Origin of the sequence: Paenibacillus terricola, assembly GCF_014779765.1 — a bacterium.
GTDB lineage: Bacteria > Bacillota > Bacilli > Paenibacillales > Paenibacillaceae > Paenibacillus_T > Paenibacillus_T terricola.
This window is the reverse complement of record NZ_JACXZA010000001.1, coordinates 263,168-283,538: the sequence shown is the minus strand read 5'-3', so window position 1 is coordinate 283,538 and position 20,371 is coordinate 263,168. Positions and strand designations below refer to the sequence as shown.

11 protein-coding genes are annotated in these 20,371 nt (G+C 47.0%); 3 read left to right on the top strand and 8 right to left on the bottom strand.

The genetic code is table 11. The features are described from left to right. Positions 1–31: 31 nt before the first annotated feature. The 6 genes from H8B09_RS01300 to H8B09_RS01275 form a co-directional block, all read right to left on the bottom strand. Positions 32–1,606: an ABC-F family ATP-binding cassette domain-containing protein gene (locus H8B09_RS01300; protein WP_191201679.1), complete on the bottom strand. Its 1,575-nt coding sequence runs from the start codon at positions 1,604–1,606 to the stop codon at positions 32–34. 157 nt (positions 1,607–1,763) lie between these two features. Further along, the gene (locus H8B09_RS01295) at positions 1,764–8,456 is read right to left on the bottom strand and encodes an InlB B-repeat-containing protein (RefSeq protein ID WP_191201678.1); all 6,693 of its coding nucleotides are present in this window, start codon (positions 8,454–8,456) and stop codon (positions 1,764–1,766) included. A 164-nt stretch (positions 8,457–8,620) separates the two neighbouring features. After that, the gene (locus tag H8B09_RS01290) at positions 8,621–11,212 is read right to left on the bottom strand and encodes a winged helix-turn-helix domain-containing protein (RefSeq protein WP_191201677.1); all 2,592 of its coding nucleotides are present in this window, start codon (positions 11,210–11,212) and stop codon (positions 8,621–8,623) included. A gap of 203 nt (positions 11,213–11,415) precedes the next feature. Next, entirely contained in the window at positions 11,416–13,155 is a 1,740-nt protein-coding gene (locus tag H8B09_RS01285; RefSeq protein ID WP_191201676.1) for an ABC-F family ATP-binding cassette domain-containing protein, read from the bottom strand. Between the two features lie 274 nt (positions 13,156–13,429). After that, positions 13,430–14,446 (bottom strand): GNAT family N-acetyltransferase, encoded by a 1,017-nt coding sequence (locus H8B09_RS01280; RefSeq protein WP_191201675.1) that lies wholly within the window; start codon positions 14,444–14,446, stop codon positions 13,430–13,432. Between the two features lie 262 nt (positions 14,447–14,708). Further along, complete coding sequence (locus H8B09_RS01275; protein WP_224753196.1) at positions 14,709–15,554, bottom strand: ketopantoate reductase family protein; 846 nt, start codon at positions 15,552–15,554, stop codon at positions 14,709–14,711. A 161-nt stretch (positions 15,555–15,715) separates the two neighbouring features. Here H8B09_RS01275 and H8B09_RS01270 point away from each other — a divergent pair, with 161 nt between their 5' ends. Further along, positions 15,716–16,327 (top strand): TetR/AcrR family transcriptional regulator, encoded by a 612-nt coding sequence (locus H8B09_RS01270; RefSeq protein ID WP_191201674.1) that lies wholly within the window; start codon positions 15,716–15,718, stop codon positions 16,325–16,327. Positions 16,328–16,411: 84 nt separating this feature from the next. On the opposite strand, the gene H8B09_RS01265 is transcribed toward H8B09_RS01270, so the two are convergent. Continuing rightward, on the bottom strand, positions 16,412–17,209 hold the full coding sequence (locus tag H8B09_RS01265) for an SDR family NAD(P)-dependent oxidoreductase (protein WP_224753195.1): 798 nt from the start codon (positions 17,207–17,209) through the stop codon (positions 16,412–16,414). A gap of 245 nt (positions 17,210–17,454) precedes the next feature. Here H8B09_RS01265 and H8B09_RS01260 point away from each other — a divergent pair, with 245 nt between their 5' ends. Then, the gene (locus tag H8B09_RS01260) at positions 17,455–18,309 is read left to right on the top strand and encodes a helix-turn-helix transcriptional regulator (protein WP_191201672.1); all 855 of its coding nucleotides are present in this window, start codon (positions 17,455–17,457) and stop codon (positions 18,307–18,309) included. Positions 18,310–18,419: 110 nt separating this feature from the next. On the opposite strand, the gene H8B09_RS01255 is transcribed toward H8B09_RS01260, so the two are convergent. Then, the gene (locus H8B09_RS01255) at positions 18,420–19,316 is read right to left on the bottom strand and encodes a LysR family transcriptional regulator (protein WP_191201671.1); all 897 of its coding nucleotides are present in this window, start codon (positions 19,314–19,316) and stop codon (positions 18,420–18,422) included. A 162-nt stretch (positions 19,317–19,478) separates the two neighbouring features. Between H8B09_RS01255 and H8B09_RS01250 the strand changes: the two genes are divergently transcribed. Then, on the top strand, positions 19,479–20,318 hold the full coding sequence (locus H8B09_RS01250) for an SDR family NAD(P)-dependent oxidoreductase (RefSeq protein ID WP_191201670.1): 840 nt from the start codon (positions 19,479–19,481) through the stop codon (positions 20,316–20,318). The last annotated feature ends 53 nt before the right edge of the window (positions 20,319–20,371 follow it).

Below are 20,371 nucleotides of genomic sequence, written 5' to 3'. Positions count from 1 at the left end.
TTTCATGGAGGTATCGAGAGCGCCCTTCTTCTTACAAGTTCTGTTCGGTCACTCCCGTTATCGGATTGAAGGTCAGCATCTTGGTCCCAATCTTATCGATAAAGAAGCGATCATGGCTTACTGTAATGACGGCGCCCGGAAAATGGATCAGAGCTTGCTCCATCACCTGTATACTCGTGAGGTCCAGATGGTTGGTCGGCTCGTCCAATATAATAACGGCCGCACCCGAGAGAAGACATTTAGCCAGCGCGACCCGAGCTTTCTGCCCGCCGGACAGTTTGCCGATCGTCTTGCTTAGATCCGCCTCTGAGAATTGCAGCATAGCTAGAAATTTGTTCACCTTTTTGCGAGGGGCGTCCAGTCCCAATCCATACGTATTCACCGCGTGGCTGACGGTATCCTTAGGATCAAGCTCCTCCCACATTCGGTTGAAGTAGGCGTAGTTCACACCCTTCTCCCAGGTAACCTCCCCGGATTCCGGCTGCTCTTGCCCGGTAAGTGCCTTGATGAGCGTGGACTTCCCGCTTCCGTTCGGTCCCACGATGACTAAGCGATCTTCCTTCTGAATATCGAAGCTAACGTTCTCGAAGATCTGCCTGCCCTCGTATGTCTGCCCGATCTTCTTCACTTCGCATAGCTTGTCGGGGAAGCGCAGCCTCTCGTAGATGTCGGTAATCAGCACGTTAACGGGATGCGGCTCTATCCGCTTCTTGTTATCCGCCAGCTTACGCGAGAGACGGTCCTTGGAACCGGAACTCCGTTTCGCGTGATCGTCGATCGCCTCGGATTCCATGAGCAGCAGCTCTTCCTCCCACTCGAACTGTCGGTCTAATTCCTTCTTGCGCATCTTCTTCTTACGGACGTAATCCGTGTAGTTGCCTTCGTATTCCTGAAAATGATAGTTCTCGATCTCGATCGTGCGCGTGACGACCTTGTCGATGAATTGCCGGTCATGCGACACTAGAATCATGGCTCCCTTGAATCGGTACAGCCACTGCTCCAGCCATGCGATCCCTTCCATATCCAAGTAATTCGTCGGCTCGTCGAGCAGAACGACATCGGGGAGCTCGATTAGCATCTTTGCAAGCGCCGCGCGGTTACGCCATCCTCCGGACAACTCATCGATTGGCTGATTGCGGGATCGATCGTTAAACCCTAGCTTCGTAAGTACGGTATTAATCTCGACCGAAACGTTCCAGCCATCGAGATGATCCATCTGTTCGAATAACTCCGCCTGCCTTGCAAGCAGAGCATTCATCTCGCTATCGTCGGTAACCATACCCAGCTTATCTCCGACCTCTTGCAGCTCCCGTTCAATAAGGGCAACCTGCTCGAAGCATGCTTCTAGCTCTTGTTGAACGGACAAGCTTCCGCTAAGCTCCGAGAATTGCGAGAAATACCCGATTCGCACCTGAGGATCGATTTCTACTCTGCCGGACGTCGGCTCTTCCTTGCCCATGATGAGCCTGAATACCGTCGATTTGCCAGCGCCATTCCGTCCGATTAAGCCGATACGTTCCCCTTGCATAACTCGAAAATAAATGTCGCGGAAGATCAAAGACTCTTCATACTTCTTCGTAACGTTCTCTAACCGTATTACGCTCATGATTATCACCCTTCTTGTTCCAACACACTAGAGTGATTATACCATCCTCGCCTCATGGATACTTCTCTGGCTACTAACTCATAGGAATGAGAATGCAAGGGGGGCTTCTCCTTATTCAGGAAAAGCCCCGCTTCACCGCTTCATTTAAGCGAGTTAATTAAGTTGTGATTGGAGCATTACCCCTGAACGAACCGCCGACGTTGTTGAGTATCGAGCCGGCTGCATTGACAATGGTACCGTTGTTCGTGATCATGCCGCGGTTCGTTATTGTACCGGGGTTCGTGATCATGCCATCGTTCGTGATCGTGCCGCTGTTCGTGATGACACCGTTGCCGGCATAACCTGTGATGGTGCCGTTATTGATTACAGTCGCTGAGCTTGTAATATTGAATGTCCCGTCAACGATCAGCGTAGCTGCCATTGCCAGCGTAACTGTACCGCTCACATTCAACACTGCGCCTTCCGTGATGTCCCAATAATAACCTTCATCCAATGTCGTGTTGCTCACATTCAACGCTGCATCTGCCAGGACCTCAATATTGCCAGCCACCGTTGAGTTGATCACATTCAGCGTCGTGCCTTCCACAATCGTTAATGTGAAGCCATTCAGCATCGCATCACTCAGATTCAGCGATACACCTTCTGGGAGGGTCCAATTATCGGTCAATGCCGCACCGCTAATGGATACTTCTGTTGAAGATACGACAGTGACTGTGGCAGATGCCAAATCTAATTCATCGGCGTTGGCAATCCATTCGGGAAGCGGCTCCGAAGTGGGCGCGGCATCCTGCACAGCACTCGTTGATGAACTGAGTACCATACCAAGGCCTTCATTGGCACCGTACACCCAAACTTGCAGCTTCTTCCCTACGTCCCCCGCTGCAACCGTGTAACTCACTGTTGTTCGTCCAGCCCCTGAAGCGGATACATAACGATCGCTTCCGACGATATCTTGTACCATCCATTCGTAAGTCACGCGGTTGCCGGCCGTAACACCATCCCCCATCGTGACTTGAGCTGAAAGAATGTCGCCGACATGAGGTGTTGTGTTGTTGATGCTGACACTCGTGATATACACGCCTACCGCACTTGTAGGTTCACTCGTGACGGTGCCTGCTGCTCGCCCCATATACGACACCACAACGCGCAGCTGCTTGCCTTTATCCGCGGCTGCAACTTTGTAACTCGCCGTTGTATGGCCCGCTCCTGCGGCATTCGTGTACGCTCCGCTGCCTGCATCCGTTTCAACTTGCCATTGATACGTCACTTGACCGCCCGCCGCACTGCCATCACCCATGGTCACACTAGCGGTAAGCGTATCGTCATAAGCCGGATATGCATTGTCGATCGTGACGGCAGTGATTGGAATGGATACCATATTAGTTGTTGCGGTTTGCGTGCCGGTAATTGGGTTTACCCCCGTCACCACGACTTGCAATTTCTTGCCCATGTCCGAGGCTGCAACCGTGTAACTCGCTGTTGCATTGCCCGCACCTGCGGCATTCGTGTACGTTCCGCTGGTTGCAGCCGTTTCGACTTTCCATTGATACGACACGCGGCTGCCGACGGCATTGCCATCCCCCATCGTTACATTGGCATTCAGGGTGTCCCCTATTGCGGGGGTTGTATGGTCTATACTTACCTTAGATATCGTGTAATCAGGCGTCCACTGCGCGGTAAAAGTAACATCCTGAGCAGGCATTGTAACAGGTGCAGCAGGCGACCATCCCGCGAACACATAGCCTGCCCTTGTAATGGATATCAGAGGTAGAATAGACATCGATTCCTCATATCGCATACTTATCGCGTAATTGCCTGTTGTCTTGCCATTGACAATCCCCCCATTGGGATCGAGGTTCATCTTGTACACGTTCCGATTATAGTACAGCTTCAATTCGAGCGTACCGCTCGTCGGGACTTTCCCAGATGTAATGGTGCCTGACGAGCTGCTGTCATACGTGAAGCCTTCATAACTCTTCGGTGTTGCTGTGACGGTATCACCTACGCCCCCGCTTAACGTCTCCTTGTCGATTATGGTGTATTGACCCGTTCGGTCTTGCTTAATATGGGACACTGTATAAGAAGCAGTCTTCGCATTCCATTGTGCGGTGAAACTCACATCATGCGCCGGCATCGTTGCTGGAATGACCGGCGACCATCCCGAGAGAACCTCCGTTCCTTTGGTCACATAAGGCGGTGATATGCTGGCTCCATATGGAACAATCCCTGTGTAGAACCCGGTTACTGGGGCGGTTGTTGCAGCATCTTTAATACCACCACCCAGATCAAAGGTTGCGGAATACGTATTGCGCTTGTAGTAAAACTTCAGAATCGTAGAGCCATCACCTGATATGCTGCTCGACTGAACGGTACCTGGAACGCTGCTGTCCAAGGTGAAGCCTTCATAACGCTTAGGCGTTACTGCGCTCGTGGCGGTATCCGTTGTGCCTGTAAGAGATTCCTGATCAACGACCGTATAGGTATTGCCGAGAATCGGAAGTCCTAGCGATGTCTTTGTTATGTCCTGTTGCAAGTAAACGACTTGGTAAGGTGTATCGCTTCTAGCCTTCCATGTCGCGGTGTATGTGGTGTCTTGACTCGGTCCCGTGCTCGGAACGGCTGGCGACCATCCGACAAACGTATAGCCAGGTCTTGTCACAGTAGGTATCCATGAGATGTTATTTCCGATTTCCTTTGTCAGCGTACGCACAACCGCATTATCTCCATAGCCCGTTTTGAAGGTTAGATCTCTACTATCCGGATAGTAATACACCTTCACGACTGTCGAGCCATCGGCGTTAATGTACCCTGGACCGACATTGCTGCCGTTTCTCGTATACGAATAACGATAGCCCTGATCTTTGAATCGGTTGGTATTGGCAAGCGTAATCTTCGCATACGTTGTGCCCGTCAAGTTCTCCGTCGCTGCAAGCGTCACATCACTGGTACCTGGGGTGCTCGTAAAAGTAACGTTCGGCTTAAACAGATAGTGTTCAACCTTGTAAGGAATATCCGTCCTTGCTGTCCAATGCGCATAAAGACTGCGAGATTCCCTTGGCAGCGGCATCGTATTCGGAATCGTATACTTCGTGCCGCCCGTTGGATCGGTATACCATCCGTCAAAGATGAATCCTTGGAATACAGGATCGTCTGGGATATCAATTACAGTGCCATATTGTCCAGATAGAGTCGTACTCGGATTACCGTTCAAAGGCGTCGTGACGATTGTCGTATCGCCGACTTTAACGTTCATAGACAATGGAATGTAGCGCGTTGGAGCAACCGTGAGTGAACCGGATGCATTCTTCCATTTAATAATCAGGTTCCCGTGCGTATTGATTGGAAGCCCTTTACTCCACCGTATGTGCAATTCCTCTGAGATGGATATTCGATTTAATTCAGGATCATAAGTGAAATCCGGGTTATCCGTAGTAATGGTGAAATTCGATCGATCGTATAGCATGATAGAGGTTTCACCGGATTTGATGTCCATGATCTCCATTCTCATCAGGTTGCCCGGTAATAGCGGTGGCTCTCCGAACTTCAATGGACCTGAAAGTTCATAGCTAGGTACTTGAGCTTGTTTGTAAGCAAAATCCACGACATTGACTTGTGTCCCCGCAGTGTAAAGCGGCCATTTGTTGTTGTATAATGTCTCACTAGTGGACAGCAGCTCGTCACCGAGCTGTGCTCCCACTTCTGACTGCAGGTATATGCCAAGCTCCATATACAAGGCACCGAAAGATGTGTTTGTTACCGCACCTCCCGAATTTTTGAGCTCATAGTAGAAGTATCCCCACAAATTCAAGTAAACGCCAGGCTCAACAGAGATGCCTATGCTGTCCCAATCGACACTGCCGACCCCTGCTTGCAGCATCACCTGAACACCCGCTCGCAATCCCAACGTGCCTAGAACATAAAACTTAAACTGGTAATCGCCATCACCTGTCAGGCTTACAGTGTTACTACTGCCTGTGAAGCTGAGAACACGTACGGTAGCTGAATACCGCTTGGCACTCTTGTAATTGAAATCAACACCTACCGTTAGATTCACATTCGCACTAACCACGAATTCAACTGAAAACTTGACCTCAACGATACCAAGACAAACTCTTAGATTCTTTTCAATGATCTTTTTGCTAATTAACGGAACCCATTCCGTCTCATTCTTCAATAAGCTCTGGTACCTTGCCTTTAGTGTCGTCGCGTCTAGTCCGGTACTCTGCGCGCCTTCAATTAACGCTTGCAGCTCCACCGCGATGTTTTGAACCTCGCCTAATTTGCCAGCTGTCTTGGCTGCCAGCCAGTCCTCTAACGCATCATTCAGCACATCCGGTGAGACGGTGGTGATCTCCGCTGTTATGTTGATCCCAGTATACGTATAGGCATCCAAGTTCGCTGTAATGATATAATCCTTAAGGACTGGGAAGATCCAGTACCACTCCCACTGGGTATCACCATTGACGCTGAGATCCAGCTTTATCTCTTCGACGAAAGTACCGGTCATATGGATGACGATAGAATTATTGTTGTTGATGGCAATGACAATATTTGCATCCAATTGAAGGGAAACACTGACACCAGACCCAGAGATATGGCGCATGGAACTGCTTATTGAAGGTACTACCTTCAAATTTTCGACGCTTATTGCAGGGGCTGCTTTGGCTGCTGCCTTCGATGCAATTGCAGCGTATTGCTGCTTGAAGCTGTCCGTATGTAATGCCAAATTAGACAGATAGCTGGCGGCTTGATCGACGAATCCGCTGGATACCGCCTGCTGCTTAACTTGACCTTCCAATATGGAGACATCCGCATCAGATAATAACCGATCCCCATCAAGCGCCTGTTGCTGATAGATATCCAGAGCGCTCGTGATTTGATCCAGCGTGGCTTCAGTATACGTAATGATATCCATCTCTGCGTCGTGTGTGATCGACGTAATGAGACCATACCCCGCCGAAGCAGCTTTGCTATTGAAATCTCCATTATAGAAGGCAATAAAGTCGCCCGCGTTCACAACCGTAAGCTCATTCAGACCAAGTGGCGCATATCGACTATCACTATAGTTCATCGCGGTATGCTCGATCGTAATCGATTCGTTCGTCGCGTCTCCATCCGTGTCCGCTGCTGTACTCACGGGCAGAACATCTGGTTTGATCAGCACTTTCTTGGCATCTGCCTGGGCATAGGTGTAGCTGTTGCTATTGATCGCTGTGATCTGTACGTAGGCAACACTGCCGTTATCCTCCGCGGTACGCTGATCAGGACGAACCCCTTCATAGATCGCGACGATATCGCCAACTTGAATCACCGTACTCCCGGTATAATCGAAGGTTCCGCTGCTCGTATTCGCCTCGTTCAGATCTGTTCCGCTATCGCCTAACCCTGTCCTGATGACCGGAATCGCAGGGCTGTTCACATCCGCACCATCCAGTATCATATTCGATACGTCCGAGAAGGATAGATAGATCATGTCAGGATTGAGCGGCAAATTCATGACGGCTTGTTTGGCGATGCTAAATATATAGATGGTGGTCGTTTGGTCCTGACCCTGGAATGACAGATTCGCATCCATCAACGTAAGTTGATACGTGTTTCCTTCCTCGAACGCACCGCTCTTGGCAGCTACGGTGAAATGACCATTCGAGCCTGTGACGACAATACCCGCAAACGCGGGATTCGCCGGGGATTCGAATGTCATTCCGGCTTGAACTTGGTCTGGTGTCATCTTGCCGGCAGCATCATTCACTTGAATCGTGAAGCTCGGCGCTGCATCCAGCACCGTCACACTCGGAATACGTGCCACCGCATTATCGACGCTTGCAATATAATTGGCATACAGCGTGATATTGCCGGTGACTGGCTCTCCTTCGACGAATACCTGTGTGAATTCAATGTCCTTATACCAGCCTTGAAAAATATATCCCTGCTTCACCGGCGCTGGAAGATGACTCAGCATATCCCCTGCGTGGCTCTCAAGACTATCAATCGCTGATCCGCCATTGGTTTCAAAAGCTATCGTATACGCAGTGGAGCCTGAGCTTCCCGCGCCTCCACTATTACCACCGCTGGTACTGTCGGTTTCTGGTGTTGGCTTCGTACTTGTATCTTCTTCATTCTGATTAGCCGATCCCTTCACCACTTCGTTGCTGCGCATGCACAAAACAGCCGCTTCCGCACGTGATGCATGGGACCGGGGATTGACATTACCGTGTGCATCTCCGGTAAGCACGCCAGCCTGCCACAGCTTTACGACTGCATCGACCGCCCAAGGCGAAATGTCTGCAAGGTCGTTGGGTTTCGTCGTCACGCTGTCACCCGTTTGATAATCGATATTCTCACTTTCAAAATAGCGAAGCGTCAGCGTCGCCATCTGTTCTCTCGATACCATAGCATCCGGAGAAAAGGTATGGCTATTCGTTCCGCTTGTAATACCTGCCTCAACTGCCCATTGCACATAAGGCGCATACCAGGCGGTTGGCAGCACATCTGTAAATGCAGAAGTTGTATATTTACTTGTATCAATTCCTGCTATTCGACCAAGCACCGTAACATACATGGCACGAGTCATTGTACCCTGTGGCGAGAAGCTGTTATTCCCTGTACCGCTGAATATGCCGTTCTGCTGTACATAGGTTACAGCATCATAAAACCAATCCGTTGGTTTAACATCTTGAAATGAATTTTGCGCTGTCCCTGCGTTCTGTGCTGCATCATGCCAACTGATTGGCGGAGAAGAACCGTTCGCAGCGCTCGTTGAATTTGTTGCAAGTACCCCCGCTGGTATTAACGATCCCAACAAGCAGCCTATAAGTAATAAACTAATTGTGCGTTTATACCATTTATTCAAGTCCTACTTCCCCCTATACATTCGTTTTCACTCCATAATAGAGGGACAATGATATTTACACATCTATAGAAAGTTATAGAATTCGACATAAACTTGCATGTCAAAAAGGCTAATGTCGATTTCTGAATGAAATCAACATTAGCCTTTGGGTATGGAACACGTAATTAACTAATGAGCTGAAGTTCCTTGGCTTTCTTGATCGCTTGCACTCTTCTATTAACGTCTAACTTGCCATAGATGTTGTTGATGTGACTTTTGGTGGTGCCTTCCGTAATCCCCAGACACAATGCGATCTGTTTATTGGACAGCCCCTCGGCCATGAGACTCATAATCTCCAATTCACGACTCGTTAACGGTTCGACTAGAGGAGCCGTATTCGGGGTCTGATGCGGCTTCGGACTTGTAGAAGCTTGCACAGGAAAAGCTTGCAGGACAATAGGCGCATAACTTGACGTATTCGTCGAATACCCACTTTTGTCCCCTAACGATTGCACATAAATAGACAACAGCTCCGCCATCGCCTGACCTTCGTCTACAAAGCTGCGAATGTACCCTTGAGGTTCGGCGAGATGCAGCACGGTTTCCAGCTTTTCAAGCGCTGACTCGATCCGACCGTCCAGATACAAGATCATACATTGCATGATTATTATGTGAATGCGATCTCGCAGACGATCTTCCTTCGTCAACAGCTGATACAGCCGCTCCGCGAGAGACAGCGCTGGTTCGAATTGTCCACATGCGGTCAGCACGCGAACGAGGATCGCCTGTTCAGAAACTTTGCCCAGCGCTGCCTCATCCGAGTTCGACAGTCCGCTATTCTCCAACCATCGACGAGCCGACTCGATGTCGCCTCGACGCACCGCCAGACTCGCCTGCTCCGCTTCAATTTTACGCATAAAGATTTCATAATCCGGCGAATCGATCTTCAGCTTGAGTTGTTCTAGCAATCTCGCAGCTTCTAATGAATTGCCCTTTGCACGCTGAATTCTCGAAGCAGCCACACCGATTTGATAGAGATTGCGTGCAACCGGCGCGAATCCGTCAACACGCATAATGCGATTAATCCAATCCTCCGCTTCTTCTAACCGGTTCCACTCGCACAATAACTTAGCGTATGAAGCATACATCGGTGTCGCATTGGGATGGTTAACGTGATCCCGCCAATGATTCATCATTCTCGTTAGAAACTGTGCTGCACCATGAAAGTCATTAATATAACCCAGATGGTCATCGAATTCTTCGGTCGAATAATGCTTATTGTTGCCGCCTATAATAAACAAGCTTTGCTGCAGTGAATACGTATCACCAAGAATAAAATAGTCGGCTGTGCTTGCAATGTCTTTGGTTACGTAGGCAGCAGTACCGCAAATATAATAGATCTCTCCCATCGTCGCGCGCCAAATGTCAGCGTCCATATGATCCTTCATGGCCTCGAAACGGATTCGAAGCCGCTCAGCTCGATCCGGAATATTGTGAAACTGCCCAACTCCTATCATTACATACAAACAAAATATCTCAACGATCGGCCGGTGCGATACATAGGACTCAGGCACTTGCATCGCCCAGCGGGCAATTACGATGTTCTTGCCTCCATTAAGAAATTCTTGCAGATGCTCCTCGATCAGACGGACGACATCTTCATATTGTTTGCCTGCCAAATAATGCTCCGCCGCTTCTTCGACAAAACCATTGCTTTCGAGCCATTGCGCGGCACGTACATTCGCCTGCGTCCACAGCCAAGGCTCTGTTCGAGCAAACATCGCCTGCAGAAAATCGGACAGCAGATGATGATAACGATACCAGTTGCGTTGATCGTCCAGTGGAATGATGAATAATTGAAGCTGTTCCAGTTGCTCCAGCTGCTGCTGACCTCTCGCTTGCCCCGTCACTGCTTCGCACAACGCATAATTCATCTGGCTTAACACAGACGTGTGAAGCAGAAAATCGCGCATCGTCTTCGGCAGATCGCGAATGACTTCTTCGAGCAAATAATCGGAGATATGCTGCTGACGACCGCTGAACTGACGGATCGATTCAGCCACATTGCCGCTGCGTTTCAAGGAGATGGACGCAAGACGCAAACCACTGATCCAACCTTCGGTTTGGTCGTACAGCATATTTAGCTGCTCCGCCGATAGCATTAATTCCGTTGTCACTCTGAAAAATTCGGATACTTCCTCCGGTCGGAATCGCAGCTGCTCGATCGTAATTCGCCGCATCTCGCCTTTCGCCAACAATCTTGCTGTTGGAAAAGGGAGGTCGTTGCGGCTGGCGATGTACAAATGAATATGGGCCGGGAGGTATTCGAGTAAATAGCTCATCGACTTCTGGATGGCTGGCGTGGTCACCAGATGATAATCGTCCACCATGATGACGAGCTCGTGATCAAGTCGGTTCAGCTCGTTCAGCAGCTCAACCATCGCCGGCTCCATCGATGCGGAAGACGCGGATGGCCCTTCTGACAGCAGCGGCCGAACGCTTCCTCCAAAGTCGTTGACACGATGCTGAATCGAAGCGATGATTGCGCTCCAGAATATGACCCAATTATCGTCCTGTTTGCCCAGTGACACCCAGGCAACAAGCTTGTCTCTTTGCTTGACCCATTCACTTAACACCGTCGTTTTCCCATAGCCGGACGGTGCGAATACGAGCGTCATCTTCGCATCCATGCCGTCATCAAGCAGCTTGAACAGATTCGAGCGAGCAACCAAGGTGTGCCGTACATGAGGAATGTGCATCTTTGCTGCAGCAATCATAGGTGGACCTCCAAAAGTCGCCGAAATTGTATGATTAAGTACAAAATTCGACATCAAGTCGTAAAATCCTATTCATGGTACCTAATGAGCCATCCATTATTGTATCAACCCCTTACTTGCTTTTTTTCTAGCATACAACAAGCCCAGTGCCGGCATGGCACTAGGCTTGTATTTAACAGATCATCCCGTCAGAGGGTTGTTATTTAAAGCAACTTAATTAGCTCCTCTAGCTCATCAACCAATCCTTTTGCAAGTTCGAAATTCGTATCTTTTAAAGCCAATTCGATTTTCATTTCAACGGATTTTTTCTTTTGTTCCGTTTCCAGATAGTCTTTATCAAAATGGCTGGCATAAATCATCTGTCTAAATTTACGCATGCTCATTTTTCGAATCGTCTTATCCTCAATGATTAGAACATAATCCATACCATTGACAACCGAATAGAAGTCATGAGAAATCATGAGAATCGCACCCTTGAATTGTTCAACGGCTTTCTCCAGCGCTAGTTGTGTATAGGTATCCAAATGGCTTGTCGGTTCATCAAGAAGCAATACGTTTGCTTTACTGGCAGAAACTTTAGCCAATTGAAGCGTATTTTTTTCTCCACCTGATAAAGATTGGATCTTCTGATTAACGATTTCTCCCTCGAAGCCATAGTTGGACAGATACGATCTGATTTCATCATAGGTTTTAAAACCCGCATCGATGAATTCTTCTAGTATGGTATTAGAATCATTGAGCATTTCACCTTGAAGCTGCGACAAATAAGCCACTTTAACATCGGCATTGATTTCAATTGCATCATGTTTATTGTTAAAGATGTCTCGGAGCAAGGTCGTTTTCCCGGTACCGTTGGAACCGATAATCGCTACTTTATCCGTAGATTTGATCTCAAAGCTAACCTTGTCTAGCAGCAGCTCATCATAGGCAACACTATAATTGTTTACATTTACAACAACAGTATCGTCCATTTCATTATCAATATCAAAACGGATATTCGGTTGCTTGATAGCAACGAACGGCGCCTTAATTCTACGCGCTATCAATCTTTCTTGGAATGTAACTCGAGCTTTTAAGGCTCTCCCTCTTGCTGCATCTGAATTATAAGTTGCGATCACTCTAAGGTTATTGATCGTGTTCTCATTTCTCTCGATCTCTTCCTGTTCAGCGACTGCGAGTTCTTGCATCTCGATTTTGGTCTGAAGTAAGGAGAAGTTATACTCGATATAACGCCCATCAAACTCTTGGATCTCCATGTTTTCAAGGTGTATAATTTTGTTGAAACAATGATTCAATAGATATCGGTTGTGCGTAACAACTAACAGCATTCCTTTGTGAGCATTGATAAGTTTTTTAAGCGCATTTAGGTTTTCGAAGTCCAGGAACACATCCGGTTCGTCCATAATCAATAAGTCGGGATGATTAAGCATTTCCTTCATGACTTGAACAAGTTTGAACTCCCCGCCGCTCAGGTCGGATACCTTATTATCTCTTCGCTTCATGAGGTTTGCTAGATTTAGCTGCTTATGAATAATACTTTCGTAATCATCCCCGCCCATTGCATCAAATGCGTCTAACGCTAATTGATACTTTTCCAGTAACGGTTCTATATCGGATGAAGTTTCCATTTCGATGCAAATGGCTTCAATTTCTTTTTGAACCTTAACAAATCGTTCTCCTATATATTCAAACACGGTTGTTTCTTTCGTGTCGTCTAGTTCTGAGAACTGGCTTACATATCCAATTGTGCAATCGGGGTCTATTTCTAATTTGCCATCAAATAGATATCTTTCTGGGTCCATCAGAATATCGATCAATGTACTTTTCCCACTGCCACTTGTTCCGATAAAAGCGCAATGTTGTGCTTCTTCTAACGTAAATGAAACGTTGTTATATAGTTCTTTTTGCGGAAATGAAAAGGATAAGTTTTCAACTTTTATCATGGGTTGACCTTTCTTTATAACTAAATTAGTGAATATCAATAGAGTGAATATCAATAGATATTGTGCAGAACATAGGTTTTAAGTTCACCGTTGTTAGCGTAACACCGTTTACAACCAACTTCAATCCATTTGCATCCCCTCTGATTCCGCTATTTCCCTGCGCTCCATACCCGCTTTAAACGGCAAGTTTTAAGCCACCCCTTAAAGGGATGGCTTAATTGATTTCTCTGTTTTCTTGTAATACCTAATTCTAATGCATGTTGAAGAAATGTTCTTAAGCATGCGATAACATAGGGGCACAAAATGGAAAGTTTAAGTTCAAATCATTCTTCGACTTAACAAATAATAAGTCGCCTTGACTCTTAAGTTCACAAATCACATTGTCAGTGAAACGATCAGGCGTGAAGTGAAATTGAATGGTTTCAGTATCACTGTTACTAATATGAGAAAGCAATCTTACTAAATCGACCTTGTACTTACTCACCACATCATACAGGTGAAGGACATTCCCTTCATTTTGATACACGATGACAGCCTCTTCGTCTTCATAAAAATAAATCGAATCTTGAAAGACATTTAAGGCATAGAACATAAAAATCCCCTGATTATCGCTAATGCCAAATTGATTTGAAACAGGCGTGCGCGTTTGAAGGATTTCATAGATCACTTGTAGATCTTCATCATTGGCGCAATCCATTTGTCGTAATCCGTTATTAACGATGGAGATTAGAGCAGCTTTCATGCTGAATTGCACTTCTCTGCAAGGAGTGAACCCGAATTTCGGATAAAAGTGATGCACGCTGTCGTTCGCAAACAAATAGAACACGTCACATTCATCTCGATAAGTTTCTAGGACATGCTTCATTAATGCGCCAGAGAATCCGTTCCCTCTATAGTCAGGGTGCGTCATAACGGTTCCAATCTGAATGGCTCTATGGTTTGTTCCATCGATGATTAAGTTCAATTTGCTGATCGAAACATTAGAAACGACTTTCCGGTTTATTACAACGGAGTGGCAAATATAATGATTATCCCAGAGGCCTTGCTGATACCAATGTTCGAAGTCGATTCCGAAAACCTCGTTCGCTAATTGATTAAAGCTTTTCCTTAGTATCTCATCGTTGCGATAATCACTGATAATAGATAATTCCGATGTATCAAATTGGATATTCATTCCTATTCCTCCTAAAGTGGAAGGAAACAAAATACCGAGGTTATAGGAGAAAATGAGCGCAAAAAATGCAGTACCCATAAAGGTAACTGCACCGATGGCTAATAACGCTCCATACATTGCATCCTTGTAATGGATTAATTGGACAAACTACTCTCTTGGATTAAAAGCAGCCAAAAGAAAGATTGTCTCATTATAGGCATCCATTACAAAGTTGTTGGCATAGAGTGAATCCCCTTCCATTAATCTCCTGAAGTAAAAGTTAACAAATGAGTATAATCAAGTCAAGAAAGAATGTACACCGAAGTCAAGTTTGTAATTAGTCCTGCTCCCCCTCATCGCCGGCTGGATATCATTTTATGAAACATCTCGTCTAATAACATTATTTCTGCTTTTTGCTGACGGCATGGTTCCCAAGCTTTACATCAATTATGAAGTCATTGCTCAGCATCTGACGGTAACGGGAAATAATATCGCTGTCGGGCAAATCCCCCATTGCCTTCGTTTCGGGTGGGATTACCGGAATGCCGGCTTGCTCTACCAGGTGAATGTTTTGTTTAATATCTGCGGCGATCTTACTTAGAGTGCTTACACTTCTTGCCGTCTCAATATCCACCATTCCATCATTCGTATAGAAATGCTTGTTGACGATAGCTAACGCAGTATGCGAAACATGGAATGCCTGAATATCTTTTTGGATTTCATAATGCAAATCCACCGATTCAAATATTTGGGCAAGATCATTGACTCTTTCGGTCATCCGTCCATTTATTTCACCAAAAATGGTTCCTTGATGTTTTTCGGAACCGAATTGGGCGTATAGAACATCTTCTTTGATGTCTCCACCGGCGCCCGGGAATCCCGGAAGTAAGCGATCGCCCACGATATCAAGCCAAGAATCATATCCAATGGTGTTGGTTAAGGTGACGATGGTCTTGCTCCGGTTAAGCTTGATCGCGGACAGGGCAGATTCAGCCTGATCATATCGGACTGGGACCAAAATGAAATCATAAATATCGTCGTTCTCAAGTTTGTCGATCGTCTTGATCGATATTTGCTTGATCGTTCCGTTATCGTTATATTTCAGTCCTTCCCTATTCAGCGCCTCCAGTCTCTTTCCTCGTGCCAGTATAGTAACGTCCAGTCCCGACTGTGCTAAGCGGAGTGCATATACACTGCCAATCACGCCGGCGCCAAATATCAAGAGTCTATGTGGTTTGGTGTTCAAATTCGATCCTTCCTTTCAAAGAATTAGTCATAGATCGTTTAAACAACATCTGCATGATAGGATAATAATATCGCATGCTTTTGATTTCAACCGGCAGAGTTTAAGGAAAGTTGCATAGACAACACATTTTGATATTTGATGTTTAAAGGGGGGACATAACAATGGTAAATCTGGAGGATCCGAGGGTGTTGCGCACACGACAGTTAATTAGAGGAGCGTTCAGAGATCTGTTGCTTAGAAAGGGATTTGATGCAATCACCATCAAAGATATCGCTCAGAAAGCTACCATTAACCGTGCCAGCTTTTATGCCCCTTTTGAAAATAAATTCGCTTTGCTTGACGATATCACGGAACAGGCTTTTCATGAGAGGTTTCCAGAGCAGGTGGCGAATGCGCAGCAATTTACGGATGAAATATGTAACCAGTTGATCTTGATGACGCACCAATACATCGTGGTTTTTTATCGGATCTGCAGAATGGATTCCAAAACGATGGCTACGCTTGTCGATGAAAAAATAAAGCAAATGCTGCAGCAAACGATAGAAAACATTTTCCTGAAAGGGGATACCCCACAGAGGGTGGACAAGCATCATATAAAAATCATGTCGGCCATGACCGGTTCATCAATCTATGGCGCTGCTCATCATTGGTTAAATGTCGAGGCAAATGACCGAGCCGGTGTGCTTGTAGAGATCGTTCGACCCTATATAATGAACGGTCTGGGGCTGTATCGCAATGGCGATGTTTTTTTGAATGACAGTCAAGAGAAGTAAATTCGTTTCTGCAAAAGTTGCATTAATAAAGAGAAGACGACTACTTAATGAAGTAGTCGCTCTAGAAAGAACCTGCTCCCGCTATCAATACCCTTTGGGCTTTGACATGCGTTCCATGATCAAGGCTACCCTGCGTCTGCTGAACAATCGAATCATTTGAGCCATAAGGTAATTGTTACGGCCATCGATGATGTAGCTGCGTCCCTGGTCAATCCCGCGAAATCCGGCCTGTACAACCTTCTCTGGAGTCGATAGTTTTTGACCCGCCCCCATTTCCTCGCTGCCGACCGAATCGAAAAACCCCGTCTCGGTTGCACCTGGGCACAATGCGAGCACGCGAACGCCTCGCCCACGCGTTTCCGCCCATAGCGCCTCGGAGAAGGACAATACAAATGCTTTGGTAGCCCCATAAACGGCCGAATAAGCACAAGGCATAAACGCGGCCATAGAGGCCACGTTTACGACGATTCCATCCTCACGCTTCAGCATATCGGGTAGATATCGATGCGTAAGGTCGGTTAGCGCAGCCGTGTTCAGCATAATCTCCTCTAGTTCCCGCTCCGAGTCTATTTCCTCGAAACGGCCGTAAGTGCCAACGCCTGCGTTGTTGATGAGAATATCGACCGACAAGCCCAGTTCGGAAATTTGTTCGGCCAGGTGACGCGGGGCACTCGCTTGGGACAAATCGCAAGCCAATGGATAAGCCTTTACGCCATACTGACGGTTGATTTCCTTAGCCAATGTATCTAATTTGTCCTTGGAGCGCGCTGCTAGCACGACATGACAGCCTCGTGCCGCCAGTTCCTTGGCATACGCTTTCCCGATTCCGGATGATGCACCGGTGACTAATGCTAGCTTGTTTCGATAGGTATACTTGTTCAAGAAACAAAACCTCCTATTTAGCACGTCTCTGACGTAAATTATCTTCATCGTACTGTCGATAGGCGGAGGTTAACCACATCATGCTTATACTATTAACGGGATTAACAGCCTCGATACTCGTTATAGCTCTCTTTTGTGGCAACTGACACTTGATAGAGATTATAATAATCGTGTATGAAGTACTTCTGGTCCAATTGATTAATAGCATATGTATTCTTCTATATGAGTAATTAGAGGTGATCTGCTTGACAATAAATCGTTCCTCATCCGCATTAGGTGACTTCATTAAATCGCGCAGAGAACGGTTGCAGCCTTCAGAGGCGGGGATCCAGTCGCTGCCCGGACGAAGACGCACTCCGGGGCTTCGAAGAGAAGAAGTCTCTTATCTTGCCCATATAAGCGTGACTTACTATACATGGTTGGAGCAAGGCAAGGAGGTTAATCCTTCTCCAGAAGTGCTGCTAAGTATCAGCAAAGCGCTTCATCTTGACGAAGATGAACAAAAGCATCTGTTCGATCTGGCTAATGTAGGTGTGGCAAACGTCGTCACGGTTCCGAATAATGGCGGGCCTGATACGGAAGTTTTGCAGAAAATCGTAGAGCAACTGCATTACCCTTCTTTTATCACGGACGAAGGTACTGATGTTATCGCCTGGAATCGGGCGGCAGAACTGATCGTAGCCGATTTCGGCAGTCTGCCGGACAACGAACGGAATATGATGGACATTATGTTTTTAACGCCGGATTACCGCAACAAACTGGTGAATTGGGAAGGCTTTGCCCGATACGCCGTAGCGGTTCTTCGGGCAAGCTTTGACCTTTACAAGGAAAATCCGTTATATATGGAAAGGTTCGAACGCTTGAGACGGGAAAGCGAGGAATTCGTGCATTTCTGGGGGCTATATGAAATCAAGCAAAAACGCGTAGCCACCGCTTTATTTCGTCTTCCTGACGCACAGGAGATGGAGTTTATGCTCCATTCCGCAGCTGTAATCGATAATGACCCGGGACTGCACTGGTGTTTTTTTGTTCCGGTGCCCGGTTCAGGCACTGAAGAGAGTTTATTACGTTTACTTGAGCTGGACAGGCAACTCCCGTAGACGGTTACTCCACTGATTCAGATGATGGGGACTATCTGTAACGGCAAGTTTTAGGGCCACCCTTAATAGGATGGCCCCTTCTTTAGATCCAATCATTGAATGATCCGTTACTAATCAAATCTCTCTCTCATTTCTTTTATGATTTCTAAGAATTGACCAACTTCCTCGGATGGATGTAATGGATATATCAAACCGTATGGAACTGTGAAATCTAAATCACTAGGAATCGTCACCAAGGATGGATGAATATCTGCCCACGCCTCCAATGTTAGCATAACCGTATTACTTTCCTCGCAGCGATTAAACACATCAAGATCATAGAGACGCGGAACATCCTTAATTCGAATTTGAGGATGTTTCATTTTCAGGAAATCTCGTATCTCATGAATGACAGCACTATTCCCTCCATTCACTATAGCCAATCTTTCTCCATACAAATCTTCGACACAAAGTGTTTTTCTTGAAGCCAGCCTATGCTGCCGAGATACGGCAAAGCAAACGCGGTAACTCCCAAGCTCGAGCAAACGGTAGTAATCCTTCAAGTTATCTGTAAGAAATGGCCCCGCAATGATATCGAGCGATTGGCCAATCATGCGGTAAGTGGTTGGGAGTGTATGTGCGTCATCTTCGAAATGAACGATGTTTATTCCGAATTGAGGGTATAGGTCGCTAATTCCATTCCACAAATCAATCAAAATGTTACAGGGGTTAAGTATAGAAGTACCCACCCGAATAATATGCCGATTGGCCTGCGCGGACTGATGCATGCGGATAAGAGATTCTTGAAAATACTGCAGCATAAATTCCGCATCTTTAATAAAAGCTGTTCCGGCCTTTGTGAGCCTGACACCGTGGTTGGTACGAATAAAAAGCGGGACTCCCGTTTGTTTTTCCAACAAATTCATTTGCTTCATCACAGCGGTCGAAGAAATAAAAAGCTTTTCGGCTGCCTTAGAGAAGCTTCCGGACTCCGTCACTTGAACAAACGTCTTCAGTTGCTCAATCATTCAGGAAGGCCCCCTCCTTTTGCATAAACCATAAGTTAATACCATGCTAACTTATTTGAAATTCCGTATCAAGCTGCTAAGTCGTAACATTAGGGATGAACTAAAGAGACAGCTGAAGCTTTATAAATACTACACAGAAGACATGTATTGGAGGAGAATACCATGGAAACCAAAGTCTGGTTTATTACAGGAGCCTCTCGCGGATTAGGGCGCATTTGGGCGGAGGCCGCACTCTCTCGCGGGGATAAGGTTGCCGCGACCGCCCGCACACCGGAAAGCATCGCCGACCTTAAGGAGCGCTTTGGAGACGCTGTTCTCCCCCTTGCACTTGATGTAACGGATTCCCGGCAGGTCGAGCATGCCGTTCAGCAGGCGCATGCGTATTTCGGCAGGCTGGACGTCGTCCTAAACAATGCCGGTTACACGCTGGTTGGCACGACTGAGGAGGCTAACGAATCCGATGTACGCGAACTATTTGACGCCAATTACTTTGGTACGCTCCGTGTCATCCAGGCTGCCCTGCCTCTGCTTCGACTGCAGGGCAGCGGGCACATTATCGGCGTCTCAAGCGCCATGGGGATTGTTGCAGCGCCGCTCATCGGCTTCTATTGCGCTTCCAAATGGGCAGTCGAAGCACTGCACGATAGCCTCGCTCAAGAAGTCAAAGACTTCGGCATTAAGGTCACGTTGCTCGAGCCGGGCGCCTTTGCAACCGATTTTGGAAGCCCCCTGTCCATGAAGACATCACAGGGATTGGAAGTGTACACTGAACTTCGAAATCAGGTGACTGCTCGCTTATCGACAGAAGAACGAGGCGATCCGAATGCAACGGCCGAAGCGATTCTTCAAATCATAGACGCCGAGGACCCGCCGTTGCGGTTCGCGGTCGGCGCACGGGTCTTACCTTTGGTGCGCGGAGTCTATGCTGATCGTTTAGCTACTTGGGAGACGTGGGAAACTGTTTCGAACGGAGCGCAAGGAACGCCGATAAGCCACCGTTAGATTTGGAATTAGCAGAAGGTAAAGAAACAGGGGCACCCGATCCGGTGCCCCTC